Source organism: Noviherbaspirillum sp. Root189 (assembly GCF_001428545.1).
Classification (GTDB): Bacteria; Pseudomonadota; Gammaproteobacteria; order Burkholderiales; family Burkholderiaceae_D; genus Noviherbaspirillum.
Window position 1 is genome coordinate 58,475 of the sequence record NZ_LMHZ01000024.1, and the last position, 12,865, is coordinate 71,339.

Annotated in this window: 11 protein-coding genes; 2 read left to right on the forward strand and 9 right to left on the reverse strand. The window is 59.2% G+C overall.

The window, feature by feature from the left end:
* Positions 1-18 precede the first annotated feature (18 nt).
* Positions 19-1,164 (reverse strand): CaiB/BaiF CoA transferase family protein, encoded by a 1,146-nt coding sequence (locus tag ASE07_RS16090; protein ID WP_057291848.1) that lies wholly within the window; start codon positions 1,162-1,164, stop codon positions 19-21.
* Positions 1,165-1,525: 361 nt separating this feature from the next.
* On the opposite strand from ASE07_RS16090, the gene ASE07_RS16095 reads away from it, so the two are divergent.
* Positions 1,526-2,194, forward strand: coding sequence for a nitroreductase (locus ASE07_RS16095; protein ID WP_057291862.1), 669 nt, complete (start codon positions 1,526-1,528; stop codon positions 2,192-2,194).
* A gap of 265 nt (positions 2,195-2,459) precedes the next feature.
* On the opposite strand, the gene ASE07_RS16100 is transcribed toward ASE07_RS16095, so the two are convergent.
* Genes ASE07_RS16100 through ASE07_RS16110 form a run of 3 tightly spaced genes read right to left on the reverse strand, consistent with a single transcriptional unit; the run spans position 2,460 to position 4,263 of the window.
* Positions 2,460-3,254 carry an enoyl-CoA hydratase-related protein gene (locus ASE07_RS16100; protein WP_057291849.1) on the reverse strand — a complete coding sequence of 265 codons (795 nt, stop codon included), beginning with the start codon at positions 3,252-3,254 and terminating at the stop codon, positions 2,460-2,462.
* Between the two features lie 9 nt (positions 3,255-3,263).
* Positions 3,264-4,046 carry an SDR family NAD(P)-dependent oxidoreductase gene (locus ASE07_RS16105; RefSeq protein WP_057291850.1) on the reverse strand — a complete coding sequence of 261 codons (783 nt, stop codon included), beginning with the start codon at positions 4,044-4,046 and terminating at the stop codon, positions 3,264-3,266.
* A gap of 28 nt (positions 4,047-4,074) precedes the next feature.
* Positions 4,075-4,263, reverse strand: coding sequence for a hypothetical protein (locus ASE07_RS16110; protein ID WP_057291851.1), 189 nt, complete (start codon positions 4,261-4,263; stop codon positions 4,075-4,077).
* Between the two features lie 467 nt (positions 4,264-4,730).
* On the opposite strand from ASE07_RS16110, the gene ASE07_RS16115 reads away from it, so the two are divergent.
* Complete coding sequence (locus tag ASE07_RS16115) at positions 4,731-7,454, forward strand: LuxR C-terminal-related transcriptional regulator (protein WP_057291852.1); 2,724 nt, start codon at positions 4,731-4,733, stop codon at positions 7,452-7,454.
* A gap of 47 nt (positions 7,455-7,501) precedes the next feature.
* On the opposite strand, the gene ASE07_RS16120 is transcribed toward ASE07_RS16115, so the two are convergent.
* From ASE07_RS16120 to tnpA, 5 genes are all read right to left on the reverse strand, one after another.
* Positions 7,502-8,650: an acyl-CoA dehydrogenase family protein gene (locus ASE07_RS16120; RefSeq protein ID WP_057291863.1), complete on the reverse strand. Its 1,149-nt coding sequence runs from the start codon at positions 8,648-8,650 to the stop codon at positions 7,502-7,504.
* A 143-nt stretch (positions 8,651-8,793) separates the two neighbouring features.
* Positions 8,794-10,029 (reverse strand): branched-chain amino acid ABC transporter substrate-binding protein, encoded by a 1,236-nt coding sequence (locus ASE07_RS16125; protein ID WP_057291853.1) that lies wholly within the window; start codon positions 10,027-10,029, stop codon positions 8,794-8,796.
* Between the two features lie 489 nt (positions 10,030-10,518).
* The gene (gene tnpC, locus ASE07_RS16130; RefSeq protein WP_057291854.1) at positions 10,519-12,030 is read right to left on the reverse strand and encodes an IS66 family transposase; all 1,512 of its coding nucleotides are present in this window, start codon (positions 12,028-12,030) and stop codon (positions 10,519-10,521) included.
* Positions 12,031-12,091: 61 nt separating this feature from the next.
* Positions 12,092-12,427, reverse strand: coding sequence for an IS66 family insertion sequence element accessory protein TnpB (gene tnpB / locus ASE07_RS16135; protein ID WP_057291855.1), 336 nt, complete (start codon positions 12,425-12,427; stop codon positions 12,092-12,094).
* Positions 12,424-12,783: an IS66-like element accessory protein TnpA gene (gene tnpA, locus ASE07_RS16140; RefSeq protein ID WP_057291856.1), complete on the reverse strand. Its 360-nt coding sequence runs from the start codon at positions 12,781-12,783 to the stop codon at positions 12,424-12,426. Before tnpA ends, tnpB begins: the two co-directional genes overlap by 4 nt.
* Between the last annotated feature and the right edge of the window lie 82 nt (positions 12,784-12,865).

Genomic DNA, 12,865 nt, shown 5'->3' on the forward strand with positions numbered 1-12,865 from the left:
AGCATCAAGCATCCGGCGTCAACCGAACACGCCTTTTTCCTTGAGTTCATCGATCGCCAATCGCTCGAAACCCCAGTCATGAAGGATAGCATCGCCATCGCTTCCCGGTCTTGTCGGGGCGGAGGGCCTGTCCGGCGTCGTACGACTGAAGCGCGGCGCAGGCGCTGGCTGCGTGACCCCGTCGACGCTGATGAAGGTCTCGCGGCTGCGGTTGTGCGGATGCTCCGGCGCCTCGTCCCAGTCCAGCACGGGGGCGAAGCATACGTCCGTGCCTTCCATCAGCGCGCACCATTCCTCCCGGGTTTTCGTCCTGAAGACATCGGCCAGGCGATATTTCAAAATCGGCCATCCATGCGGGTCCCGTTGTGCCTGGAAGGCAGGATCGTCGATGCCGCACAACTGGATCAGCAAGGCATAGAACTGCGGCTCGATGGAACCGATGGAAATGTACTTGCCGTCAGCACAGGCGTAGGTGTTGTAGAAGTGCGCACCGCCGTCGAGCAGATTCTCGCCGCGCTGGTTGTTCAGGGAGCCATCCGCCCGGAACCCATACATCATTGCCGACAGCAGCGCTGCGCCATCGGTCATGGCGGCGTCGACCACCTGGCCCTTGCCGCTGCGGCGCGCCTCAAGCAATGCGCAGACAACGCCGAATGCGAGAAGCATGCCGCCGCCGCCAAAGTCGCCGATATAGTTGAGCGGAACGACCGGCGGTTCGCCAGGCCGGCCGATGGCATGCAACGCGCCCGATAGCGCGATGTAATTGATGTCATGACCTGCAGCGTGCGCGAGCGGACCATGCTGGCCCCATCCGGTCATCCGCCCATAAACCAGCCTTGGGTTGCGTTCGAGACAGGTGTCCGGGCCAAGCCCGAGTCTTTCCATGACGCCGGGACGGAAACCTTCCACGACCGCATCGGCGTTGCCGAGCAGGCGCAGCACGGTTTGCCGGCCCTCCGGCTTCTTCAGATCGATGGTAATCGAGCGCCTGCCACGGGCCGTGATATCGAAGCGGGCATCCTCCGGTGCGACGATGGACGCATTGCCCGGCCTGTCGATGCGGATGACTTCCGCCCCCATGTCGGCAAACATCATCGCGCAAAACGGCGCGGGGCCGAGACCGACCATTTCCACGATCTTCAATCCTTCAAGCGGACCTGCCATCGCGTTTCTCCTGATTCAATGCATGTTGAGACCACTGCGTCCCATTATTCCCGTCGCTACGCCACAAGGCATCGTCGAATCCGACGAACTACGCCTGTCTGCACAGCAAGGCTCTGAGCTTGCTGTGCAATATCGAGGGCACCGCAGTCGGCCGCCCTGTTACCGATGTGCGACACACCGGAAGCAAGCTGAATCTCTGGTGCGGGGGCGGCGTGTCGCAGCACGCCCATCCTGAACTGATTGCAATGGATTCATGCTAAGGGGATGTGACAGGCATGACATCGTCGGTTACGACGATTGATGCGACGCTTGCCGGTGCTTACGATGTCGGGTACCAATGCACAGTGAAATGGGAGTCGACATGAAAGTCAGTGAAGCGATTCAGACACGCCGTTCCATCCGCGGCTTCCTCGATACGCCGGTGCCGCGAGAGACGATGCGCCGGATCCTTGAGACTGCCAGCCGTGCGCCATCCGGCGGAAACCTGCAGCCCTGGCATATCCATGTAGTGAGCGGCGAACCGCTGGCCGAACTCAAGCACATCATGCAGCAGCGCATCACCGAGGCGCCACAAGGCGAGGAAACCGAATACGACATCTATCCGCGCGAACTGGTGTCCCCTTACAGAGAGCGGCGCTATCAGGTGGGCGAGGACTTGTATGGTCACCTTGGCATACCACGCGAAGACAAGGCTGCACGTAAGAAATGGTTCGCACGTAATTTCGCTTTCTTCGGCGCGCCCATGGCCCTGTTTTGCACGGTCGACCGCCGCATGGGGCCGCCACAGTGGTCTGACCTCGGCATGTTTCTACAGAACGTGATGCTGCTGCTGCGCGAGGAAGGCTTGCATAGCTGTCCGCAGGAATGCTGGGCGATCTATCCGCAAACGGTCGGCAGCTTTTTAAACATTCCCCCCGAACGGATATTGTTTACCGGCATGGCAATCGGCCATGCGGATTGGTCCGTACCTGCCAACGCACTCGTGGCCGAGCGCGCTCCACTTGAGCATATTGCTGAATTTATCGGTTAAGGCAATTAAGCCAGCACGGGAAGCAATGCCTTCAAGGATGACCGTGAAACTGAACATGGAAAACGCCAGGTGGAAAAGTGGGATTGGACTGCCCTCCTCCTATGCGTTCGAGGCGCATTGCGCCTTGCAGGCTGGTTATGTTTGCCATGAGATAGGCCCGCAGGCACTCGGGGTTAAATTCGGAGATCGTGCCTGCGGTTTCCATGGTCGTGGTTGAATCGGTCACGCGTAGCCTTGCGGGTCTGAAGTCAGTTTTTGAACGTAGTTATCGGCGAAATACCGGATCCCGCTTTTCAAAGAAGGCTTGTACGCCTTCCTGGAAGGATGGCAAGTCGAGCAACTCGCGCTGCCGTTCCTTCTCATACTCAAGCTGAGCGGGAAGGTCGTGGATGGCAGCCTTGTCCAGCGCGTGCCGTGCTTCGATCACTGCGTGCGCAGGTGCATTGGCCAGTCGCGCCGCGATGCGCCGCGCTTCGTTCATGAGTTCACCATCCTCCACGCATGACCAGACCAGTCCCCATTCCGCCGCCTTATCGGCAGGAAGCCGGTCACCCAAGAGCATCAGTCCCATGGCGCGCGCCCGGCCGACGCGTTGCGGCAGAAAATAAGTCGTCCCCATGTCGGGCACGATACCCAGGCGGGGCAAGAAGGGCGTAAGAAAGAAAGCAGAGCGCGCGCAGATCACGATATCCGCCGCCAGCGCAATACCCACGCCGGCGCCGGCTGCCGCGCCGTTGACCGCGGCAACCACCGGTACCGGCAGGCTCTGCAAGGCCATGATCAGCGGATTGGACGACTCCTCCATCATCTTTGCTACCGTATTGCCAAGCGAGGCGCCGCCCCCTGCGTCGAGTCGCCCAAGATCCGCACCGGAACAAAAAGCCTGACCTGCGCCGGTCACGATCAATGCCCGCGCGTCGCTCTGCCGGGCGACATGATCGAGCGCGGCGAGGACTTCGGACTGCAGCTGTCCCGTCAGACCGTTGCGGCTGGCGGGCTGGTTGAACGTGAGTACGGCAAACTCATCGGCCTGCTCAAGGAGGATCGTGTCGAATTGCATGAAGTTGTCCTATCGTGGCGCCATCCGGATCGCGCCGTCGAGGCGCACGCTTTCGCCGTTGAAGTACTCGGTCAGGATCATGAATTCGGCCAGTGCCGCATATTCATCGGGCTCGCCCAGCCGTTTTGGGAAGGGCACCGAAGCGGCCAGCGCATTCTTCACATTGTCAGGCAACGACTGCAGCAGCGAGGTGTTAAAGATGCCGGGCATGATGGTGTTAACGCGAATCCCCTCGTTCATCAGATCGCGCGCTACCGGCAGTGTCATGCCGACGATGCCAGCCTTCGATGCGGAATAGGCAGCCTGGCCCATCTGTCCGTCCTCGGCAGCCACGGATGCCGTATTGACGATCGCGCCGCGTTCACCATTCGGCAGAACATCAAGCGACAGCATGCCCGCAGCCGATTTGGCCATGCAGCGAAAATTGCCGACCAGATTGATCTGGATGATCTTGTCGAACGCATGGGTCGGGTAATGCTTGATTTCTCCGGTGGTTTTATCGCGGCTGGCGGTCTTGATCGCATTGCCGGTCCCGGCACAGTTCACCAGCACGCGTTCCTGGCCGATCGCGGAGCGTGAACGTGCAAAGGCGGCATCGACTTGTTCTTCCGATGTCACATCCACCTTGCAGAAGATGCCGCCCAGCTCGTCGGCCAGGGTTTCGCCCTTCTCCGGATTGAAATCGAAAATCGCGACCTTGACGCCGCGAGCGGCAAGACGGCGTGCAGTCGCCTCACCGAGGCCGGAGGCGCCACCGGTAATAACGGCGGAAATGGTGTTGTCGAGTTTCATGGTTTTCCTTGGTACGTAATTCGGTGGTCTACTGTTCAGCGTAATAGCGCTTGCCTACGGCGGCCATGTCGCGCATGTTCGGTGTTGCCCGGTATTGCCTTCCTAGATGGTGGTACTTGTCGCTGAGTCGAACAACCTCGCCCAGTCCCAGCCAGGCAGCGTTCTTGAGTGCCCCGCCGAGGTATTGCGGAAAGCGGATACCCAGCAGCAGCGCCATGTCCAGTTCGGCGGGAGTGGCAAGGCGGCATCACTATCGTCATCATCCATCGCCTGCGTTTCCTGCAGTGTAGGGACGCACTCGGTCAGCAACATCGTCGGAACCGACGAATTGCAAGGGAGGCGCTTCGACTATCGTGTCATCCTGCAACCGCCATACGTTTTTTCAGGGAAAGAGATCTGTTGATTTTTATCAAACCGCTGCCGGGTTCATTTTTGACTTCTACGTTAGAATTTAGAGCAGAGTTCATATTGGTGTGCGGAGAAGCAGATCGATTTGGCGTGCAGGGCAAGACGTGCGGAGCGCCGTGTGGCGGGCCGCACAAGTGACAAGCAACGCCGCCGCCCGGCGCGTCAAGGCGGCCCGGGGCGACAGTACACTAATATGAACTCTGCTCAATTCATCACGTCGCCGCCTCCGCGGCCCCGCAAGGTTTTTTTGCTTACGCTGCTCCAGGTCCTTTACCGATGATCGAGTCTGCAAGTCTTGCCCGTCCCTTCCTCTCCACGAAGCTGAATCCGCCCAGCACGACGGCAACCCAGGTATTGCGCAATGCCATCCGCGAACTGGTCCGCACATCGAGCGCGGTGAAGTTGATCCTGGTGCGAGCGCCTGCCGGCTTCGGTAAAACCACGGCTATGGTGCAATGCCGGGACCTGCTGGCGCAGCATCAGGTCGATACCGCCTGGATGACACTCGATGGCGCCGACAACGATGCCTCCCGTTTTCTGGCCTGTCTGGCGGCCGCGGTCGGCGGCATGACCGCCGAACGTGGTGGTACGAAGAGTGACATCATTGCCGACAGCAGCCGCGCGCCCGGGGACGTCGCGTTGGAAATCATGGCTCGGCTCGCTGCGCATCCGGCTCCTTTCGCGCTCTTCCTCGACGACTTCGAAGCGGTGCAGGAGCCGACGGTGCTACGCCTGGTCCGTGAAATCCTTGACAACCTGCCGCGCCGCGGACAACTGGTGATAGGCTCGCGCGGCCTTCCCGATCTTGGCCTCGGCCGCCTGCGGGCACGCGGCCAGTTGCTGGAAATCGATGCGGTCCAGCTGCGATTCTCCCTGTCGGAAACCACCGAATTCCTTACACAGCGGCGTCAGCTCGCCCTGCCTGAAGAAGACCTGTCGCAGTTGCAGCGCAAGACCGAAGGGTGGATTGCCGCCCTCTGGCTGGCGTCTGTTGCGCTGGAGCGTCGCGAGGAACGCTCCGCCTTCATATCGCGCTTCTCCGGCTCCAACGAGGCAGTGGCTGGCTACCTGGCCGAAGATGTGCTGGCGCGCCAGCCGCCCGCTATCCGGGACTTCCTGCTCAAGACAAGCATCCTGCGCCATCTCAACGCGTCGCTGTGCGACGCCCTCATGCCGGGTACCGACAGTGCGGCGGTTCTGCATCAGCTTGAACAGGCTAACCTGTTCCTCACACCGATTGAAGGACAGGAGCACACCTACCGTTATCACAGTCTGTTCGCCGGCTTTTTGCGCGCCCAGCTTGAACGTGAACTGCCGGATGAAATGCTACGCCTGCATCGCGCCGCGTCGCAATGGTATGAAGTACAAGGCCGTCCGGTACCTGCCATTGATCACGCCATTGAAGGCGGCAATTATGCGCATGCCGCCGAGCTGCTGAACGAGCATGCCGAGAGCCTGCTCGAAAGCGGCCGCATGCGCCTGCTGTCGCGCTGGTTCGCCGCGATGCCCGAAGAGCAGACCCGCGCATCGGAACTACTGCAAGTGATCCATGTTTGGGCGCTGTGTTTTACGCGCGGCCCGCGCGAGGCGATGGCTCTGCTGGAGCGTTCCGGGTGCTCGACTTCGGCCGATCCAAAGATCCTGGCCCACGTGCTGGCGCTTCGACCGATGATGCTTGCAATCATGGACCGCACCGAGGAAGCCTACGCGGTCGGCCACGAAGCACTGCTGCAGCTGCCTGTCTCCGACGCGTTCACTGGCAGTGTGCTGTCCAACGAGATGGCCTATATCTGCGCCGTCATGGGCGATTACCAGGAATCGCACAAGCTGCTCGACGCGGCCCGGCATCGCCAGGATAGCGATACCAGTTTTTTCAACAAGATGTATTCCGAGTCGGTGGAAGGTCTGATCGATCTCGAAGAAGGGCAATTGCGGCAGGCAACGGCACGCTTCCGCATCGCGGTCAGCGCGACGCATAGCGTGTCGTACCGCCATACCGGCGGCAACGCCTGGGCTGGCGTGCTGTACGCATCCAGCCTGTATGAAATGAATGATCTGGATCAGGCGGAACACCTGCTGCATGTGTATGTGCCGCTGGCAAAGGATGTCGGCCTGGCTGACCATATGATCATCGGCTACACCATGCTGTCGCGCCTTGCCTTCCATCGCGGCGATGTGGATCAGGCATTTCACTGCCTGACCGAACTGGAATACCTGGGCCATCATCGGCAGCTGCCAAGAGTCGTCAGCAGTGCCAAGCTGGAGCGGGCCCGCATGCTGACGATCCAGGCTAATTTTCAGGCGGCGCGCGAGGAACTGGATCGATCCAACACGCAAGAGGTCTGGCAAGAGGTTGCCCGCCTGCGTCTGCCTGCCCACGATGTCGAATACCATGCGCTTGCCGAACTGCGCTGGCAGGTCTTTTCCGGCGATGCCGGCCATGCCCTGTCTTCTCTGCAAGCGGCCATCCATGCCGCCATGAGCCAACGCCGTTATCGGCGCGCGCTCAAGCTGCGCGTACTCCACAGCATTGCGCAAAAGCAGGTGGGCGAAGAACGGGCTGCGCTGGCCACCATGAAGGACGTGCTGAAAACCGCAGGCAGCGAAGGCTTCGTACGCTTGCTGGTGGATGAATCGGACCGTGCCGCCACACTGGTCCGACGGGTGGAAGAAGAATTGCGCAACGAGAGCCGCTCCGGCGATCCGATCTTCAGCGTCTACCTGCAGAAATTGCTCCAGGCCTTTGGGCCTGCCGCGATGGCGGAGCCTGAGGCATCCACGACAACGGAAGCAACCGGCATGGTCGAGCCTCTGACCAACAAGGAAGTCCGCATTCTCGGTCTTTTGGCGGAAGGCTATTCCAATAGCGCGCTGGCGGAAAAACTCTTCGTGTCGGACAGCACGGTGCGCACCCACCTCAGAAATATCAACGGCAAGCTCAATGCGCAAAATCGCACGCAGGCGGTGGCGGTGGCGCGCCGCCTTGGGATGATTCGTTAAGTGCACTACTCCAGGGAAGCCGCCAGTCTGCCCTTGCCCTCGAAGTTTTACATCGCCCGTGAAATAACTTCCTTCATGATTTCGTTAGTGCCGCCGTAAATGCGTTGAATGCGGGCATCGACATACATGCGTCCGATCAGGTATTCGTTCATGTAACCGTAGCCGCCGAACAGCTGCAGGCATTCGTCGATCACCTTGTTCTGCAAGTCGCTGGACCACATCTTTACCATCGATGCACCCACTGTATCGAGGCGACCGGCGACAAGATCTTCGATGCAGCGGTCGACATAGGCGCGTGCGGCTGTGACATTGGCTGCTATTTCAGCAAGCTTGAACTTGGTGTTCTGGAATTGCGCGATCGGCTGGCCGAACGCCTCGCGTTCGCGGGTGTACTGCAGGGTCGCTTCATATGCGCCTTCCATAGCCGCAGCCGCCGTCACACCGATAATGGTTCGCTCATAGGGCAGGTCGCCCATAAGCTGATAAAAACCCTTGCCTTCCTCGCCACCGAGCAGGCAATCCACAGGCACTTTCACATTATCGAAAAAGAGTTCCGACGTGTCCTGCGCCTTCAGGCCAATCTTGTCGAGCATCCGGCCAACCTGGTAACCGGGCTGGTTCTCGGTTTCGACGATCAGGATGGCGGTGCCTTTCGCCTTCTGGGTCGGATCGGTCTTGACGACAACCAATACCAGGCCGGCAAGATAGCCGTTGGAAATAAAAGTCTTGGAACCGTTGATGACGTAGTGGTCGCCCCGGCGCTCGGCCCGCGCACGCACCCCCTGCAAGTCGGAGCCGGCGCCCGGCTCTGTCATGGCGATTGCGCCGACGATTTCACCGCGTGCCATACGCGGCAGGTAGCGCTGCTTCTGCTCTTCCGTTCCATGGTTGAGCAAGTAGTGTGCGACGATACTGTGCACCGATGAATTCATACCGGTCAGGCTGCGCCGCGCCATTTCCTCATAGAACACCGCCTCATGGCGAAAATCGCCACCGCCGCCGCCATATTCCTGGGGAATGTCGGAGCACAGCAGACCGAGTTCGCCAGCCTTGCGCCAGAGCGCGTGTCCGACATGCCCACGCTTGCGCGCTTCCTCGTCACCCGGCACCATTTCGTTTTCGATAAAGCGGATAGCCGTCTCCCGCCACATCGCCAATTCCTCGTTCATCCAGGAACGGTGGAAATGAATTGTCATATAACCCTCATCGATCATGAGCTTGCAGGCCGGGTTGCGATCTTGTCGTCGCTGCGACTGATCAGTTCTAATGTCGCGCCACGTCTCGCAAAGTGCTGCGCAATACCGGAGTTGATGCCGCTCGAACCACCGGCGAACCTGATTTACATACGCTTCATGGCACAGGTGGTCGGAACCTCGGTGTCCTTCGGCGGAATCATGGCCACGGTACGGAAACCATATCCGGTCCCTTCGGTGTCATACTTGACCGTCGTGCCGTTCTTCTTGCTGTAGGCGGACAGCACGAGCGGCTGGATCAGCTGGTGATCATCCTTGCGCATCACGACCTTGCCATTGCCAGCGTCGAATTCCATCCCTTCCATGGCGGTCGACACTTTCAAAGGGTCCGCAGACTTGGCCTTTTCCATGGCCTGGGCCAGCATTTGAATTGTTGTGTTGATGCGTACATAGGAAAATTCCAGGCCAGGGAAACGCTTCGCATAGTCGTCGGCAAATTTTTCCAGTTTGTTGGGCTGAATGTTGCGATGCCATTCGCTGATCTGGTAGACCGTATCTTCCGGCATCTCGCCCAGTGCGGTCGGCGTGCCGCGTACGGCGGCAAAGTAAGTAAAGAACTTGGTTTTCAGCCCGGATTCCTTGGACGCGCGCAACAGCAGCGAAAGATCATTGCCCCAGTTACCGGTGATCACCGTGTCGGCGCCCGATGCCTTGATCTTGGCAACATAAGGCGCGAAATCCTTGACCTTGCCGAAGGGGTGCAACTCATTGCCAACGATTTCTATATCAGGTCGCTTCTTTGGCAGGGACGCGACGACAGCCTTAGCCATCTGCTGTCCATGGGCGTAATCCTGTCCGATGATGAACACCTTCTTGATGCTTTTATCCGTGGCCATATAGTTGGTCAGCGCCTCCACCTTCATGAGGTTATGCGCGTCGAAACTGTAATACCAGAAACTGCATTTGGAGTTAGTCAGGTCCGGATCGTTGGATGCGTAGTTCAGGAAAAGTACTGTCTTGTCAGGATTGCGGTCATTCCATTTGTCGATCGCATTGATCAGCGCGCCTGCTGCGCCGGAGCCTTGACCTTGCACGATGTACCGGATACCGCTGTCGGTCACTTTCTTCAGCAAGGTCAGCGATTCTTCCGGACTGGCTTTGTTGTCCATCGGGACAATTTCCAATTTCTGACCACCTAGCACACCACCCTTTGCATTGATATCGTCGGCGATCGCAATGAAACTTTTCAAGCCAAAATCGCCGATGCTGGCAAATGCGCCTGACAAGGGGTCGATATAGGCGATCTTGATCTGCGCGCTTGCACTCACCGGTATGGCGAGCGCGACACTGGCACAAAGACTAAATGCGAGGCTTTTTAACATACTGGTCTCCTTGAGTAATCCGGCGCATCACCGTACGGTAGGCATTGCTTCCTGAAAATGGAAAGACATGCTCTTTTACCTATTGTGTGCGGACGAGATACCCGAAACGTCGTCGGAAGCGACGATTTTTAGGAGATTTGGGGGGTACTATCTGAATACAAAGCTGATGTGGCGTTTCAGAAGTCCCATGATCATGAGTGACATCGCTATGTCATGGAATATTTCACTACAGAAACCAAGTTAGGGCAGTCACAGAACCGCCGTCTCGCATCGTCAGTCTTATCTATGCAGTTTTACTGGAGAATAAGAAACTCATCTCCTCCCAACAAAATATCGTGTTCGCAGTAAGCACCCGGTGATGGCACCTTGACGGGATTTTGATGAGCTGATCAGGCAGGCGTCCAGCGATGTGGCAGCAGTTCGCGAACACGATTGGCAGGCAGNGTAAGCACCCGGTGATGGCACCTTGACGGGATTTTGATGAGCTGATCAGGCAGGCGTCCAGCGATGTGGCAGCAGTTCGCGAACACGATTGGCAGGCAGGGTCGGCAAGCGCTCCAGGACGTCCTTCATGTAGGCGTGCACGTCATGGTCATTGAGGCGCGCAGAGTGCAGGAGACTCATCACCGCGGCAGCACGCTGCCCCGCCCGTAGGCTGCCGGCGAACAACCAATTCTTTTTTCCTATTGCAATGGGCCGGATCTGATTCTCGACCCAGTTGTTATCAATCGGCACGGTACCGTCGCGGAGATAGTGCGTCAGTGGTCCCCAGCGTTCCAGGCTGTAGTTGATCGCCTTTGCAGTCGCGCTGCCATCTGGCACCCGCTGCCGTTGCGCCAGCAGCCAGGCTTGCAGGGTATCTGCCGCTGGCTTGCCTAGTCGCTGCCGCACCTCTTGCCTTTCCCTGGCATCGAGGTCCTGCACCTGCCGTTCGACGTCATACAGCACGCCAAACAGCTTCAACGCTTCCTCGGCAATCTGGCTCTGGTGGTTGGCATACAGCTCATGGAACTTGCGGCGCGCATGCGCCATACAACCGGCCTCGACGATCCCGTGCCGGAATAGCGCCTTGTAGCCCGCAAAGTCATCACAAATCAGGGTGCCTTGCCAGTTACCCAGAAACTTGCCGGCATGGCGACCGGCACGGGACTCGGCGAAGTCGAACACGACTGCGTTCATGGCGCTCATGCTGGTGCTGCAGTAACTCCACAGGTACGCGCGGTGGGTCTTGCCGTTGCCGGGCTTGAGCATCGCCACCGGCGTCTCATCGGCATGCAAGACCGGCTGTGCCAACAACTCCTGACTGAGTGCATCCACCAGCGGCTGCAATTGCACACCGCAGACGCCCACCCACTGCGCCAGTGTCGAGTCGGCAATCGCCAGCCCGGCACGGCCATAGATGCCGCTTTGACGGTAAAGGGGAAGATGATCAACATATTTGGCCACCAGCACGTTGGCCAGCAAGCCGGCGGTGGGAATGCCCTTGTCGATGATCTGCGGTGGCACCGGCGCCTGTACCAGCGTCTCGCATTGCCGGCACACCCACTTGCCCCGAACATGGCGCTCCACCGTAAAGACGCCCGGCGCATAGTCGAGCTTCTCGGCAACGTCCTCGCCGATACGCTGCAACTGGCAGCCGCAACCGCAGGTCGTTGAATCGGGTTCATGTCGGATGTCCTTGCGTGGCAGCGATGCCGGTAAGGGGGCACGCTTGGGTTGCTGCTTCTTGTGATCGCCGTTGGCAGGTTCGGTTGGCGCGAGCAGTTCGATCTCGGCAGTCAGCGCTTCGATATCGGTGTCGAGCGTCTCGAACAGCATGCGCTGCTGTTCGCCGGTGAACGCTTCGCTGGAAGCGGCGAACTTGAGCCGCTTGAGGATCGCCATCTCATGGGTAAGCTTGTCGATCAGTGCCTGCTTGCCACGCATCTCTTCCAGCAGCCGGCTGGCGAGCTGGCGTAGCTCATCGGTGCTCAGAGTCGCGAGGTCAGGCGTGGAAGTCATGCCCGGCAGTGTGCCAGAACCGCTGCCGCAGAGGAACTGAAACAGTATACGTGCGTGGCCGCTAGAGCACCGCAATGGCGTGATCCGCCGTCAAGGTCTTCCATGGCAGGCCAGTCACTAGCGCCTGCAATTGCTCCACGTTCAACGCCACGGTGGAAGCTGATCCATCATCACACCAGACGAAGCGGCCACGGTTGAGACGGCGGGCGGCAAGCCAGAAACCAAAGCCGTCATACACCAGTACCTTCATCCTTGTGCCGCTCCTGTTGGCGAACAGGTAAGCGTGGTGCGGGCGTGCCGCACCGAACACCTTCACCACGCGCGCCAGCGCCGTATCGGTACCGGCCCGCATGTCCAGCGGCTCGCTGGCCAGCCAGATGGCATCGATGCGAATCATCGCAGCAGTTCTCGTAGCCAGTGAGTACATTCATCCGCAGCCCTGATCGGCCAGGAGATGTTCATCGTGACGGCGCCACGGTGCAATTCAATCCGGATGTCAGCAGCAGGAGGCGCCCCAGCAGAGGGCGCCCCAGCAGGGGCCATCGGCAATGCAACAAATTCCGGGACGACAGGTGTGATGTGATTAGTGGCCAAACGGGCCAGCTGGCGTCGCCATTTATGCACCAGATTCGCATTCAATCCGTGTGCCAGGGCAACTGCTGCAATCGATGCTCCTGGTTCCTGGCATTGCTCGAGGACCTGCGCCTTCAATTCCTTGCTGTGCCGTCGTCGCGATACTGTCTTATGTTCCATAGCGTCCACCTAAGTAAGTTTGGTGGACGCCATCTTCCTGATCCATTCGGTGTGATTCAAGGTGACTTGGCTAGGCGCTTAC